This is a genomic window from Pseudomonas sp. Irchel s3h17 (assembly GCF_900187505.1).
Lineage (GTDB): Bacteria > Pseudomonadota > Gammaproteobacteria > Pseudomonadales > Pseudomonadaceae > Aquipseudomonas.
Genome location: NZ_FYDL01000030.1, coordinates 1 through 15315, shown reverse-complemented (window position 1 = coordinate 15315; position 15315 = coordinate 1). Strand labels below are relative to the sequence as shown.

Genomic DNA, 15315 nt, shown 5'->3' with positions numbered 1-15315 from the left:
GTGAACCTGTCGCTCAACGGCGCGGTGGTGGAGGGCAAGACGGCCACCACCGGCCTGCTGGTGTTCACCGTCAGCGTCGCCGCTAACGGTGACGTCACACTCGACCAGATTCGGGCAGTGGTGCATCCCGACACCACCAATCCCGATGATTCGAAGACGCTGACCTCGGACAACCTGGTGACGCTGACCGCGACCACGACCGACAAGGATGGCGACAGTGCCCACGCGACCCTCAACATCGGGCAGAACCTGGTGTTCGAGGACGACGGACCGAACATCAGCACCACTGGCGTAGAGCCGACGCTGACGGTGGACGAGACGGTACTGACCACCAACGATACCAAGAGCTTTGCCGCCAACTTCACCTCGGCGTTTGGCGCCGATGGGGCTGGCACCCTGACCTATGCGCTGGGCGTGGTGGTGGGGGCCTCCGGGCTGACCGACACGGCCACCGGTGAGGCGGTCAACCTGTCGCTCAACGGCGCGGTGGTGGAGGGCAAGACGGCCACCACCGGCCTGCTGGTGTTCACCGTCAGCGTCGCCGCTAACGGTGACGTCACACTCGACCAGATTCGGGCAGTGGTGCATCCCGACACCACCAATCCCGATGATTCGAAGACGCTGACCTCGGACAACCTGGTGACGCTGACCGCGACCACGACCGACAAGGATGGCGACAGTGCCCACGCGACCCTCAACATCGGGCAGAACCTGGTGTTCGAGGACGACGGACCGAACATCAGCACCACTGGCGTAGAGCCGACGCTGACGGTGGACGAGACGGTACTGACCACCAACGATACCAAGAGCTTTGCCGCCAACTTCACCTCGGCGTTTGGCGCCGATGGGGCTGGCACCCTGACCTATGCGCTGGGCGTGGTGGTGGGGGCCTCCGGGCTGACCGACACGGCCACCGGTGAGGCGGTCAACCTGTCGCTCAACGGCGCGGTGGTGGAGGGCAAGACGGCCACCACCGGCCTGCTGGTGTTCACCGTCAGCGTCGCCGCTAACGGTGACGTCACACTCGACCAGATTCGGGCAGTGGTGCATCCCAACGCAGCCAACCCCGATGATGCGACGAGCCTGACCTCGGACAACCTGGTGACGCTGACGGCAACCAAGACCGACAAGGACGGCGACAGCGCCCACGCGACCCTTAACATCGGCCAGAACCTGGTGTTCGAGGACGACGGACCATCACTCGCGTTCGGCAACCTGATCGGGACCGGTAGCGTCCTTCCCCAATACGGGTTCTGGGACAGTTCGGCGGGAGCCGACGGGCTGGGGGCGGCCGGTCTGGATATCTCGTTGGTCAATGGCCAGTTCACCCTCGTCAGGCCCGACAACACGACCACGACCGGGACCGGCACGCTCAATGAGCTGGCGCCCTCACCGGACGCCAATGGTGCGTACCAATTCGCCGGGAAGTTGACCGGTGATTTCGACAACAACGCCGCAACGGCGGATACCAGCGTCGACTACACACTGACGGCCTTCGCCGATGGCAGCTATGCACTGGACCTGGTGCAAGGCTTCCACTCGACGATCGTACTCAGCAGTGCCGACGGCTCACTCGCTGCCGGCGGCCCGGATCCAGTGCGCACCTTGTTGATTCCGGAGACGAATAACCCGGCGATTCCTTCGGCATCCGAGGAGGTAGTGTTCTTTTCCGCGAAGGCGCTGGCGTCGACTGCGGACATCTTCACCGGCATCGGGCTCGGAGCCCCCGACCCCACTGAAGCCGCGCTACAGACCAACCCGCTGCCGTCGTATATCGACCCGGCGGCCATGAACGTCAGTACGGCCGGCATCGGCGTGGCCAACAACCTGTTCCAGGGAGACAACCTGGCGGCAATCGGCGCCGCCGATGAAAGTTTCGTGATCAATCCGGAGAGCCTGCTGACGGGCATGAAGATCTTCATCGATAACTCCGTGGGGGGTTACAACACGGCGACCGAGGACCTGTACTACAGGGTCTACTACGAGGATGGCACGTTCTCGAACCTCATCGAGGTGAACAGCCTGACGCCGGAGGACGGCGGCCAGGTGTCCTTCCTCATTGAGAAAGCGGGCACGGCGTTGATCGATGCTGTGCAGCTCACGATGGCCCGGGGCGAGATCAAGATCCCGGTGATCCAGTTCATTACGGAGAGCGAGAGCCTGGCCAGCGATGTCAAGCTGGCGTTCAATGCGACGCTGACAGACAAGGATGGGGACTCGGCGACGAGTGCGTTCGACGCCAACCTGTTCGCCAACGATTCGGCCGATGCGCTCTTCGACTTCAGGCTGGTTGGCACGGGCGGCGAGCGTGATGCCTTCAACATCGATTTGTCAGTCGACGAGAACCTGTACCAGGTCACCGGCTTCGATACGGGCCCAGGCGTGCAAGATACGCTGGTGCTCAACGGCGACCCGAGCGCCACTGTCCAATCGATCGATAATACCGGCGCAGATAGCATCGTGACGATTGCCGAGACGGGTGGACAAATAACCACCATCACCTTGGTCGGGGTCGATCTACTGAATACCGACATTGTTCATGGCGGCGTCTGAGGCATCGCGTGGGTAAAAAGAGGCGAGGGTGGTGTAGGAACCACCCTCGCATTGTTTCTAGTCGTTCTATGAGTCGCCTCAGGTTTTGCGGACAACGCCACGCCTTGAAAGGAGGCCATCACCCGTTTGAATGACCAGGCAACCTTTCGCCTGTCTAATACTCGGATTCAACGCCCATGGCCTGGCCGGAACTGCCGGCACTCAACCAGCCATTCACACTTTCGACACTTTCGGCCGGCGGTTTTCCCGCCCAGCGATTGAGGGTGAACACGTTACTGAGGAATTCGTATTGCGTCTTGAGCAGGTCACGCCGAGCGCGGAATTCGTTGCGTACGCTGGCCAGTACATCGACGGCATTGACCATTCCGTAGCTCAGCGCTTTCTCTGCCGCCACCCTGGACAGCTGTGCCGAGGCTAGGGCCAGGCGATTCGCGCCGATTTTTTCGCCGTTCGAATTGGCGGTCAGGTAAGCACTGGTGATCTCCTTGACCACCCGGCGCCGGATCGCTTCCAGTTCCTGTTCGGCGACAAGCTGATCCTGGTAGAGCCCACGGACCCGCGCCGAAGTCGAGCCGCCGCTGTACAGCGGTACCTGAACGCTGACGCCGGCGACATAATTGTCAGTGCGCGGCGTCAGGGAGTTGTTGTAGCCCTCGTTGGTCTCTTGTGCGCTCAGGTTCAGACTCAGGGTCGGATAGTGCCCGCCCTTGCCACTGCGCAACGCTGCCTCCGCGGCTTCGACGCCGCTCTCGTTGGCCTTGAGCGCCGGGTTCAACGCCATACCCTCGCGGACCCAGGTCTCCAGGCTCTGGGCCGAAACCCGTAGTTGCATATCATCGCGAATCCGGTTGAGCTTCTCCTTGACCGGCCGGCCGACGATCTCCGCCAGTGCCTCGCGACTGATACTGGCCTGGTTGCGGGCATCCACCTCCTGCGCCGCGAGCAAGTCCACCCTGGCCTTGAGGTCGAGCTGATCAGTAATCAATGCCAGTTGCTTGTCGTACAACGCATTGACTCGGTCCAGGCTCTTTTGCGTGGTTCGACGCTCCGCCCTCACCAACTCCAGTTCATCCTCGGCCGCCAACGCGGTGAAGTAACGCCGCGCCAATTCCACTGTGGCCTCGGCCTGGGATTCCTGCGCTTCCGATTCGGACTGCTTGGCCAGGCTTTTGAATTTTTGGTAGTTCTCCCATGCGGCCTTGTTGTAGAGGTATTGACGCAGCACCAGGCTGTAGTTTTCGTTATCGTAACTCTGTTCTATCAGGTCGTTTTCCTGGTGAATCCGGTTCGTCCCGGCGTTGAACGACAGTTGCGGCAACAACGCCCCCATGGCCTCGCGCTGATGCTCCTGACCCGCCTGTGCTTGCGCAAAGGAGGCCAATATCTGTGGATCCTCCAGCCGCGCCTCGCGATACAACTGCATGAGGTCGGTGGAAAACGTCGAGGCACTGACCTCGGCCGGCTTTGCTGCAGTGGTTTGCGCCAGGGCGGCAGCCGTTGCCAGCATGAACGCACCGCCCAGTAGAACCGCCGACGCGCCCACGGTCATTCTTCGATCATCGATTGAGACATGGCATCGCGGGCCGGCTGCATCAAGTACTGCAACAGCGTGCGTTGCCCGGTGATGATCAACACGTCCGCCGGCATCCCTGGCAACAACTTGCGATCACCCAAGGTGCGGGCGCCGTCCTCGGTTACCCGGACCCGCGCCAGGTAATAGGCATTCCCGGTCTTTTCATTAGTCAGTCGGTCAGGCGATACGCTGCTGACCTCGCCTGCGATCACCGGAGTGGTCGAGCTGTTGAACGCGCCGAAACGGATATCGGCAGGCTTGCCGATGGCGATACGATCAATATCCACCGGCTCCACCTGGGCCTCTATGACCAGCTCGGAAACCGATGGCACGATGTCCAGCAGTGGCGTCGCCGGGCGCACGACACCACCAATGGTGTGCACGGTCATGCCGATCACCATGCCCGCTTCGGGTGCGCGGATGACGATACGATTGAGCCGGTCTTCCAGGGCCGAGGTTTTCTCTTGCAGGTCGTACATCCTGGTCTGAACCTCGGCCAGTTGCTTGACGACGTCGGCATTGAAGTCCTTGTCGATTTGCAGAATCTGCAGCTGTGTTTCGTTGATCTGCAGGCGGGTCCTGTTAATAGTGGAGCGGTGATCAGCCACTTCCGACCTGAGCATCCCCAGCTTGCGTTCCTGCTCGAGCAGACGTTGTTTGTCAACGAACCCTTGCTTCAGCATCTCGCCCAATTCATCGATTTCACCGCTGTAGGATTTCTCCAGGTAAACCTTGGTACCAATCATCGATTCCAGTCCCTTGATCTGTTGATTCAACTGGCCGATGCGCTCGCGCAGCACCGCTATCTGGCCCAGCCGCGAACCCTGCCGAGCGTTGAATACCTGGGTCTCGCCCTGGCGCGCTTCTACGCCTCGCAGATTGTCGGGATTGGCTATCTCCCCAAAACTGATTGCCGACAGCGTGTCGCGTTCGGCTCTGAGCCTTGCCTCCATGGCTCTGGTCGCGACCAACTGGCTTCGAGCCATCTCGTATTCGAAGCGCAGTTGGGCATCATCAAGAATGATCAGCGGATCATCACGCTTGACGATGTCACCGTCATGGACGAGTACGTCTTTGACGATCCCCCCTTCAATATGCTGGACCGTTTTGCGGTAAACCTGCACGGTGACCACCCCCGGCGCGAACGCGGCACCGTCGAGGGGCGCGAGCGCCGCCCAGGTGCCGAACAGGCCGAACGTCACGCCGACAATGGCAATGCCCAGGCGGCGTATTTTACGATCGGCTATCGGCAGGTCGGCGAAGCTTTCAATTTGACGACTGGGCATCGTAGGGTTCATCGGCATCACCTTTACTGGTATCGACCGAAGCCATGCTGACGCCGGCTGGCGTGGCGTGCTTTTGTGCCTGTTTTTGCAGCGTGTTGAGCTCGGCCAGCACATGCTCGCGTGGCCCATAGAGACTGATAACCCCAGCGCTGATCACCATGATCCGGTCAAGCTGCGACACGATGTTGGTTCGATGGGTAATGACAAACAGGGTCGCGCCGGTCTGCTTGAGTTGTTGGATGGCTGCTGCCAGGGCGCGATCACCGACTTCGTCAAGATTGGAGTTGGGCTCGTCGAGAATAATCAGCCGCGGGTTGCCATACAGGGCGCGGGCCAGCCCGATGCGCTGACGCTGCCCTCCCGACAGCATGAGGCCCTCGCTGCCAATGACGGTGTCGTAGCCATCGGGCAACAGCAAAATCATTTCGTGAACGCCAGCGGTCCTGGCAGCGAGAATGACTTTCGCCGAATCGACCTCGGTAAAGCGGGCAATGTTCTCGCCGATGCTGCCTTCGAACAATTCAATGTCCTGGGGCAAGTACCCGATATACGGCCCCAGCTCATGTTTGTCCCAGGCGCTGATGTCCGCGCCATCCAGCCGAACCACCCCATGCTGTGGCACCCATACCCCCATCAGTGCTCTGGCCAGGGTCGACTTGCCCGCGGCACTTGGACCGATGATTCCCACCACGCAACCGGCAGGTACGGTGAAGCTTATGTTTTTGATGATCGGGGTTTGCGAGCCAGGTGCCGCGACAATCAGATTCTCGACCTGCACGTGCCCCTGGGGCGCAGGCAAAGACATACGCTCGGGTTGCGCCTGTTGTTTGTCGAGGATGTCTTTCAGGCGGCTGTACTGCGAGCGAGCCGCAATAAAACCCTTCCAGCTACCGATGATCAGATCGATGGGGGCCAGTGCACGCCCCAGCAGTATGGCCCCGGCAAACACCATGCCTGCCCCGACCTGATGGTCCACCGCCAGGTACGCCCCCAGCCCCAGCACCAATGATTGCACGAGGATCCGGAACGTCCGGGAAAGTGTGCTGACAATGGCCCCTCTATCGCTCGCCAGGGACTGCAGTAACAGAACGTTTTTTTGCCGATGCCCCCAACGATCCATCAGGGTTTCAAGCATGCCCATGGACTCGATGACTTCGGCGTTACGCAGGTTCTTCGTGGTGTAGAGCGTGGCGCCGATATGCTCCTTGTTGGCCTGGGCCAGTGGCGGCCCCGTCAGCTTCTCGTTGACAACGGCGAGCACCAGCAACAATAGGGCACTGCCCGTCGCTACCCAGCCAAACCAGGGATGAAACATGAACATCACCGCGATATAGATCGGCAACCAGGGGGCGTCGAAAAAGGCGAACAAACCGTTACCGGAGAGAAACTGTCGCAAGCCCGTCAAGTCGTTGAGCGACTGGGCCGAAGCATCCATGCCGCCACTGTCCAGGGCCCGTTTGAAACTGGCCTTGTAGACCTGGCGACTCAGCAACACATCCAGCCGGGTACTGACCCGGACCATGATGCGTGAACGAACCCATTCCAGGGAGCCGAGCGTGATCACCAGCCCGGTCATGATCAGCGTCAGCATGGCCAGGGTCGTCAGACTTCCGCTGGCCATTACTCGCCCATACACCTGAAGCATATAGAAGGTAGGAACGAGCATTAGCGCGTTGATGAAAAAGCTGAAAAAGCCAACAGAAATAAAGCTGTCTCTACAGGCTTTCAAAGCACTTTTCAGACTGTTTTCAGGTGTGTTTCGCATGGAAACTCCAGCTCGGAAAGCCAACCTTTGTGGAGCTTAGATCATGGGGGACGACTGCGTGCAGCAATTGGCCGGATCGCCCCAGGCAACGACTCCTGCAATGACCCAGCGGTAACGAGCGCGCAAGATGCCGGCGACTTCGAGGCCAGGATGCTCTACGACGTGTTGTTGCCGCCATCGCGGGTTGGCGGGATGTACCAGGTATACGGTTACCTGGCCAATCCGCAGGATTCCCGGGCCTGTGGCGTTCGTCGTTCGCCTTCTTTCGCGTATGACAATCCGATCATCGGCACCGACAGGCGGTACTTCGTTGACCACGACGACGCCTGTCCGGCTGAAGCTGCCCCCGCACCCGGCCGCCTGAGCTGGCTCAAATTCAATTCGAAGCGCCGACGGTCAAAGCCCGGGCGGCCTTGAGTACCGACGCCATGTCCTCATTCACAAACGAAATATGCGGCGCCGCCTCTTAGCGCGATCCCGTTCCTCCTCCCTCCCAAGTAGTCTGAAACTCCCACCCCGGCTGGGAGTATCGGTCGATGTGTTATCCCCGGTGCTTATCCATAGTGGTCGCACGTAGCTGAAATAGGTCAACGGTCAGGCCTCTATGACTGATATTGCTCGGGAGAAAGTCATGACTATGCGCAAGAAAAACTCGTCGCTCACGAGCGATTCGACCCCCCTGGACACTCCGACCGTTACCACCGACTCAAGCGACTACGCACCCGGTAGCACCGCCACCATCACGGCCAGCGGCTTCGCCGCCGGCAGCACAGTGGCGTTTGAAGTGGAGCACGCCACCGGTGCTGGCGCGGATAACGTGTGGGGCACGCCCGATGATGTGCTCAATACCAACACCGGTGAGGGACACGAGCCCTGGTACGTGACCGACGGCGGCGCTGGTGATCTCGACGGCAAAGTCAACGGCAGCATCACGACTTCGTGGTACGTGAATCCTGATGACTCGGTAGGCGCGACGTTTCTGCTCACGGCGGCCTCTGCGGGCGCGGATGGTGTGTCCGGTACCGCTGACGACGCGGTGGCGACCATGTCGTTTACGGACAGCGTTCTGAGCGTCGATCCGACGCCCGGCGTGAACGTTACGCTGGACGAAACAACCGGGTTGCAGAACGGCGCAGCCGCTGACGATGACAACGACATTCTGGTGGCATCCCTGCCCTCGGCCTTCTCTGCCCGTTTGACCGCGCTTGGGGCAGGTACCGCAACGGAAGCTGCCTTGAGTGGCTATACGGGTGCTGCGGGCAACACGGGCAGCAATGCGTTCACCATTACCGCTGCGCCCGGAGGAGGCATTACCGATATCAGCTTCGTCGGCAGCACTGGCGCACCGCTCAATGGCTTGGACAGCGGACTGGATACCCTCGATGGCACCGATATCCTTCTCTATACGGATACGAACAACAACATCGTTCTGGGCCGAGCCGGGGGCTCCACCGGCGCGATCGTGTTCGCTGCCTATATTGAAGAGACCGGATCGCCGGTCACGGGCGGCAAGATCTGGACCGTGCAGTACGAACCGCTCAAGCATCCAGATATTACGAACCACGATGATCAGGTCAATCTGCTGAATAAGGTTTTCATCGGAGCCAGTCAGGACCTGGAATTCAGTCTGGCCGGTGCGCCCTCCGGTCAGAACCTGTTCCTGATGTTCACGAAGGCGACCCCGGCAACTGAAGTTGTCGATGGTGTCACGCGGATCACGGATCCCACCATCATCGCCACCGGCAAGAACCCCGCAGACCAGTCAAGTGGCGCCAATATAACGACTGGCGACACGATCAATACCAGCCAGGCGGGTGGCCCGACCACCTTTGGCACCAACAACCAGATGATTGTGGAACAGGAGGGCATCCGCTTTTCGTTCGTCACGGGCGCCAGGCAGAATGTGACCATTCCCAACCTGGATCAGAACGAAGCCGATGTTGAATCCAACATCGACTTTACCGGCGTCGTCAATACGAAGGTGGCCACTTTCGATGTCGTGCAGTTACAAAGCGGCAAGAGTGCTGTCGTAAAAGTCAGCGCATTCAGCACCGTTGTTGAATCTGGCGTGAATTTCATCAACGGATATGTGGGTGATACAGCGATTGCAATCACCAATGTTCGCGTCATCAACATTAGCACCGGGCTGGTGATCGAGAATTCAAACGGATCGGTGAATGATCCGGCTATTCTCATCAGCTTTGTTGGCGGGGTTGCAACCATCACCGGCGTTAAAGCCGGCTACCGGATTGAATACACCACAACGTTGGATCACAACCGCGTGCTCGTCGAGAACGGGGCGGCCCTCGATGCCAAGGGCAATAACCACGCCGATTTTGATATCGGTGGCTTCAAGCTGCTCCAAGCCTCTCTTGCGACCGCCGAAATCGGCTCCAAGATCATCTTCGACGACGACGGACCGAGCGCGGACGTGATCGATGGCGGCGGCGCGGTGACGATCGACGAGACGGCCGGCAACCAGGATAGCGACAACGACGCGGCGGCGGTTCTGGCGCTGTTCGACACGGAAGTGACGAACAAGGGCACGGACTTGAACCCGACAGAGTTCGCGATCAGCACCACGCCCTTGGCCACCACGGCGCTCAGCAGCTTTGGCCAGGACCAGGAAGGTGCAACCAAAGTGCTGTCGCTGGCGATTGTGGGCGGCGACGGTACCGACTCGCTGCTCAACACCACCGATGGCAAGAACATCCTGTTGTTCAAGGAAGGCGACCTGATTGTCGGCCGCTATGACGTGGCCAATGGCGTGGTCACGGTAGCGGATCCTGCGGCGTTCGCGATTGCCCTGCTGCAGGACGGCAACGTGGCGGTGGCGCAGTATGTCTCGCTCACGCACCCCATCGCCGGCAGTACGGCGGCGGCCCACGACGACCGGGTTGATCTGACCGGTCTGATCAATGCGGTGGTGACGGTGACCGACGGCGACGGCGACACCAGCACTGACAGCGTCGACATCGGCGACGACATCAACTTCGACGACGACGGACCGGCGGTGTCGGCCAACAACACGGTGCTGCTCGACGACGATGCGCTCTCGGGCAATCCTGGCGGCACGGGCGACGATGCAGATTCGGCTGACGTAAGCGGCACTCTGGGCCACGATTTTGGCCAGGACGGGGCCGGCACGGTGGCCTATCTGACCAGCGGAGCGCCCACCGGCTTCACCTATGTGGCCGATGGCACCAGCCTGTTGGTCAAGCAGGGCACGACCACGGTGCTGACGCTGACGATGGTCGCGGCAACGGGCGTCTACACGGTGGAGCAAAACAATCCGATCCTCCATGCGGCGGGCCTGACCGAGAACAACCAGGCGTTCACCATCAACTACCGGGTGACCGATGGTGATGGCGATACGGCCGATGGCACATTGGGGATCAACGTCGATGACGACACTCCGATCGTGACGGCCAAGTCGAATCTGGTCTACGCGAACGGCAGCAACGGGGGGGCTTTGACGGATCTCGGTGGAACGGGCGTCTTCGCTTACTCGATTGGCGCGGACAAGCATGTGGCGCCTTACAGTGCGTCGAACTCCGACTTCCTGTCCGTGGCCCTCACGGGCGTCACGGTGGGTGCGAACGCCATCACCAACACATCGGTAAGTTGGGTCTCGGAGACGGATGGCCAGGCGGTGTTCAACGTGGGCTTCACCTACGTGTCCAACAACCCGGCGCAGGGAGCGACCACCAACGCCACCGGCACGCTGATCTTTGACAAGGTGGCTGACACCTATACCTTGAAACTGGCTCAGGAGATTGAGAGCTTCAGCATCCTGAACACCTCGACGCCTGGTAACCCCCTTCAGGGCTATGTGCTTGACTCAGACACGACCGATGACTCGAATCCGCAGGTCTCGGTGATGACGCTTGCCAGCAACTTCTTTGTGCAGTTCGAAGGATTCGGCGTGGAAAACGAGACGGACCAAACCTTCGCTTACGACACCGTCACAGGCTTGTTCTCGAATGATCGACGGTATGTCACGGTCTCATCGGATTCGATTGGCGCCGCCAGCGACACGCTCCAATCGGATGAGGTGATTGATCTGGACTTTTACACCGAGAATCCAAAAGGGGTCACCAATGACCCTACCTTGGACAGGGCCACGAGCAAGGCGATCTTTATCGAGTTCACACAGGCCGGCCCTGGCGCAGGCAAAGACATGGTGGTGGTATTGAAGCTGGTGGATGACATTACCGGGACAACAATCAATCGGACCTTCATTGTTGGAAACTCAGCCGGTAATGACGACATTTTCAATGCCGATCTGCCCGCCTACGGATTCGTGGCTCAGGCACAAAACGGCATCGTGGTCTTCGAGAGCAATGACTACAACTTCACCGGAGAACACTACTCGATCCAGGGCGCGCAAGTGGTGACATCGACCCAACTCACAAGCGGGACCGGGTTCCAGCTCAATGGGGCCATCGACGATCCAGCGACTGCGGGTGTTGAGGGCGCAACAACCAATGCCCAGATAGCTTTCGGAGGCGACACGGCGGAGGGGAATAACGAACCCATCAAGATCGTCAACATCGGCTTCGTGTCCTCAACGACACCGGATGCCCACCTGACCTTCGATGTGGTGCTGGCGGATGCCGACAGTGACGCGACGACCACGCAAACCCTGGACGTGACGATTGTTGGCGACAACCGCGTGACGGCCTCAACGGGTGAGGACACGTTCGTGATCGCCGACACCGACGTCGACGGGCTGCTCTCCATGGTCTCGACTGTCATCAATGGCGGCTTTGCCACCGGCACTGACAAGCTCGACTTCACGACGGCGGGTTCGGGGGCGAACTACACCGAAGAGCTGGCACCGGCCACCAACCTGGCGGCGTTCACAGCCGCCGCCGATACCGCGCTGAACGGCACGACGAACTACTACTTTGGCGTCGTTGGAGGCGACGGCTACCTGGCATTCGACGGCGACGGTAACGGTATCACCAGCATCATCCAGCTGGTCGGGGTGACCGACATAGTAAGCACTGATATTGTCTGAAAACCGCTGCGGGCACACGGCCTGGCTCCCACAAGGGGCCAGGCCGTTTTCATCAGGCCGCTTCGTTCCTGAGGCAACGAGGCAAGACGAGCTTCCTGGGTTCAAGAGGGGGGCGAAGCCTATGCCGTCAAGCACACCGACGCCGTAAACAGCATCAGGCGCTGCAGCACATCAAAACCAGGGGGGCAGGGTGTTTGGGGTCGGGTAGATGGTATTGCCGGGATTGCCGGGCGCACACGAGCACATTTGTCCCTTGGCCGATAACCAAGTGCGCCGCACCGTGGCACCCACCAGTCAGTCCAATTCCACCCAAGCGGATTCGGGCGGTTCTTCGCTATTGGTCAGCCCGTGCTTCAGTGCATACATCAGCAAGTCGATGCGGTTGATGAGATTAAGCTTTTGATAGATGTTACTGAGGTGGTTGTGCACGGTGTGCTCGCTGATGCCAAGGCGCCCGGCGATGCACATGTATTTGGCGGACGGATCCCCCACGATGGCGCGAATCAGTTCCCTCTCGCGTAGCGTCAGCCGTGCCTGCTTCATCTGCTCCAAATTGCATTTCAAGGGAATATGCCCGGTCGCAGCATAGCCGGAAAGCCCACCGGCCCAGGCTCTATCCAGTCCGATGTCGTGATGGTGGACGTTGATGATGGCCCGGATGATCGATTCCGTCGGGTCTTCCGCCAGCACGATGCCGCGTGCGCCTGCCTCTATCGCCTGGCCAACGGGGACGGCTTCGTACAGGCCCTTGAGCACCAGCACTTTCATTTCGGCGTTGCGGGTGAGTCCCGCGACGACCTCCAGCGGATTCAGCGCATCCGGAAAGAAACTGAAAAAAATCACATTGGGGCGCAACTGATCGGCGAGATCCAGCGCATGGGTATAGGTGATGGCCTGGCCGATCACTTCCATCTGGGGCTTCTTGGCATTGATCAGGTCGTGAAGGCCCATGAGAACGAGGGGGCGACAATCGATCAGCATTACGCGTATGGGTTTTCTGTGGTCCGGCATCATCTTCCTGACCCCCTTTAAAAACGAGCGCTGGCCTCCACGCGCTGTTCTTCCTGGATCAGCAGTTCGTTCGCCTGGCCACCGCGATTGAAGGAAAAATGCGAACGCCGACAAGACTTGACGGTGCCCGCCCGGGTATTGGCAACCCGCAGCAGGGGCGGGGGTTGCGGACGTTTCCAAAAACCGGGCCAAGCCATTGAGACCACATAAATAGAAGTAGTTATCAATAGTTTGCACATGGCAATGTGCTCCATCGAGCCCGTCAACTGAGTCTAGGTCAGCTCAGCGCGCTGCCGGCCCATCCATCCGCCAGTCGTCGACTCAAGCCTCATGCAGATTGCCCGGCTGATGTTTCAATGGTGGCCACTAGCCCTCATAAATCAAGGTCTTAGGCTCGCCGCGGCCACCTGTGACCAGCGTCTGATGCCGATCAAAGTCGTCAATTAATCGACGAGTGGTGTGCGGATAGGTGCGCCGATAACGAGTGCGTCAAATTATCGGCGCAATCTTTCTGACGGACTCCAGCACGAGCCTGACCTTGGCGAAATCAGCGAATAGCACTGGTCGCTCCGTCATGCTGGCTAGAAATGAAAACGGTTGCTCGCGCCAACACGTAGGCGTCCTGCATACACCGTCGACGCTTTGTTGCCGGCTTGCATCAAGGGCTGCTTCAGGTCACGTCCGGTGATCGCATCGAAGTTGTTGCCCTGCGTGAGCAGGGTGTTCTCGTCGTTTCTGTAGTGCGTTTGCACCAAGGCATATTCAGGCAAGGAGGGCAGGGGACGCCTCTGCGACCCAGGGAAATCGCCAGCGGTTCGCGATGTGCGTGCGCGTCGACCAGGTACTGAGCGGCCTCGGTATGTAGTTCGCGCAGTCGTCAAGGTTTTCGGGAGGCAAGGTGCTCATGCCGCTATGTTCACCTTGGATGAAGTGCTTCAGGGACAACCCGGCTGAAGTATCATTGCCCTATCGTAGTGCTCCGGGTAATGGCGGTGGCCTTCGATAGATCGGGGCGGTGCTCCACATTTCAAGAAGTCAGGGAAGATATGGGTCAAATGCGTGAGCGAAGATCAGCAAGACTGTTCGTGGTGAGTCCCTGTCGAAAGGTCCTTCTTTTCAGGTTTGTTCATAAGGAAGGAGCGTTGGCGGGTCATGATCACTGGGCAACGCCTGGCGGTGGCCTGGAAGAGGGCGAGACGTTCCAGGTCGCGGCGATACGTGAACTGCGCGAAGAAACCGGTATTCAGGTCAGCGCCGTTGGAGAGTCCGTGGCCAATCGCAGGTTTCCCATGTTGATGCCAAGCGGCGAGAGGGTCATCTCGATTGAACAGTATTTCGTTGTGCGCGCGCCAACCCAGGTGCTCTCTCGCTCTGAATGGACCTCGCACGAAATTCAAGTGATGGCGGATCATCACTGGTGGTCAGCTGACGAGCTGAGATCTACTGAGAAAACCGTTTGGCCAGAATCAATAGTTGCGATTCTGGAGGAGGTCGGTGTGTTTGAGTCGCCCGCTTGGAATCAAGCCCTCGCGCCATGAGCGTTTCTGGACCAGGAGCGGAGGTTTAGAGTAGAGGGAATAGATCTGTCCCCCTTTCCTTATATAGGAGCCGATGTTTCCAGGTCATTTTCGGCTTTCTGATAGAAATCCTGAATTAGCAGTTGACGGCGAATTTTATCTGTCTATAATTCGCCCCACTTCCGGCGCAGTCGAAACGGAAAACTCCTTGGTAAACAAAGAGTTACGCAGTTTTCGGCAGCAGGTTGCTTCAGGTCATCGAAGCCAGAAGGAAGTTGAAAAAGAGGTGTTGACAGCAGCGTGTAACGCTGTAGAATTCGCCTCCCGCTGACGAGAGATCGAAAGCGCAAGTGGTTGAAGTTACAAGGGAAACTTTGAAAACTTCTGAAAATAACCGCTTGACAGCAACAGAGGCTGCTGTAGAATGCGCCCCTCGGTTGAGACGAAAGATCTTAACCAGCCGCTCTTTAACAACTGAATCAAGCAATTCGTGTGGGTGCTTGTGTAGTCAGACTGATAGTCAACAAGATTATCAGCATCACAAGTTACTCCGCGAGAAATCAAAGATGTAACCAACGATTGCTGAG

10 protein-coding genes are annotated in these 15315 nt (G+C 59.2%); 4 read left to right on the top strand and 6 right to left on the bottom strand.

The window, feature by feature from the left end:
• A partial coding sequence (locus tag CKW25_RS27220) for a DUF5801 repeats-in-toxin domain-containing protein (protein ID WP_256578031.1) occupies positions 1 to 2553 on the top strand: 2553 nt, incomplete at its 5' end.
• A gap of 154 nt (positions 2554 to 2707) precedes the next feature.
• Here the strand turns inward: CKW25_RS27220 and CKW25_RS25420 are convergent.
• From CKW25_RS25420 to CKW25_RS25410, 3 genes are read right to left on the bottom strand one after another with little or no spacing between them, the layout of a single operon-like run.
• Positions 2708 to 4096, bottom strand: coding sequence for a TolC family outer membrane protein (locus CKW25_RS25420; protein WP_172736650.1), 1389 nt, complete (start codon positions 4094 to 4096; stop codon positions 2708 to 2710).
• 2 nt (positions 4097 to 4098) lie between these two features.
• Positions 4099 to 5412 carry an HlyD family type I secretion periplasmic adaptor subunit gene (locus CKW25_RS25415; protein ID WP_095083686.1) on the bottom strand — a complete coding sequence of 438 codons (1314 nt, stop codon included), beginning with the start codon at positions 5410 to 5412 and terminating at the stop codon, positions 4099 to 4101.
• Positions 5393 to 7177 carry a type I secretion system permease/ATPase gene (locus CKW25_RS25410; protein ID WP_095083684.1) on the bottom strand — a complete coding sequence of 595 codons (1785 nt, stop codon included), beginning with the start codon at positions 7175 to 7177 and terminating at the stop codon, positions 5393 to 5395. Before CKW25_RS25410 ends, CKW25_RS25415 begins: the two co-directional genes overlap by 20 nt.
• Before the next feature lie 150 nt (positions 7178 to 7327).
• Between CKW25_RS25410 and CKW25_RS26560 the strand changes: the two genes are divergently transcribed.
• Both CKW25_RS26560 and CKW25_RS27215 read left to right on the top strand, forming a co-directional pair.
• Positions 7328 to 7594: a hypothetical protein gene (locus CKW25_RS26560; protein ID WP_143497490.1), complete on the top strand. Its 267-nt coding sequence runs from the start codon at positions 7328 to 7330 to the stop codon at positions 7592 to 7594.
• A gap of 628 nt (positions 7595 to 8222) precedes the next feature.
• The gene (locus CKW25_RS27215; RefSeq protein ID WP_256578033.1) at positions 8223 to 12200 is read left to right on the top strand and encodes an S-layer family protein; all 3978 of its coding nucleotides are present in this window, start codon (positions 8223 to 8225) and stop codon (positions 12198 to 12200) included.
• A gap of 294 nt (positions 12201 to 12494) precedes the next feature.
• Here CKW25_RS27215 and CKW25_RS25400 read toward each other — a convergent pair whose 3' ends face one another.
• The 3 genes from CKW25_RS25400 to CKW25_RS26745 form a co-directional block, all read right to left on the bottom strand.
• A complete protein-coding gene (locus CKW25_RS25400) occupies positions 12495 to 13211 on the bottom strand; it encodes a LuxR C-terminal-related transcriptional regulator (RefSeq protein ID WP_095083682.1) in 717 nt (238 codons plus the stop codon).
• A gap of 17 nt (positions 13212 to 13228) precedes the next feature.
• A complete protein-coding gene (locus CKW25_RS25395) occupies positions 13229 to 13450 on the bottom strand; it encodes a hypothetical protein (RefSeq protein WP_256578030.1) in 222 nt (73 codons plus the stop codon).
• Positions 13451 to 13792: 342 nt separating this feature from the next.
• Complete coding sequence (locus CKW25_RS26745; RefSeq protein ID WP_172736646.1) at positions 13793 to 13963, bottom strand: hypothetical protein; 171 nt, start codon at positions 13961 to 13963, stop codon at positions 13793 to 13795.
• Between the two features lie 303 nt (positions 13964 to 14266).
• Between CKW25_RS26745 and CKW25_RS25390 the strand changes: the two genes are divergently transcribed.
• Positions 14267 to 14749 carry an NUDIX hydrolase gene (locus tag CKW25_RS25390; protein ID WP_095083694.1) on the top strand — a complete coding sequence of 161 codons (483 nt, stop codon included), beginning with the start codon at positions 14267 to 14269 and terminating at the stop codon, positions 14747 to 14749.
• The last annotated feature ends 566 nt before the right edge of the window (positions 14750 to 15315 follow it).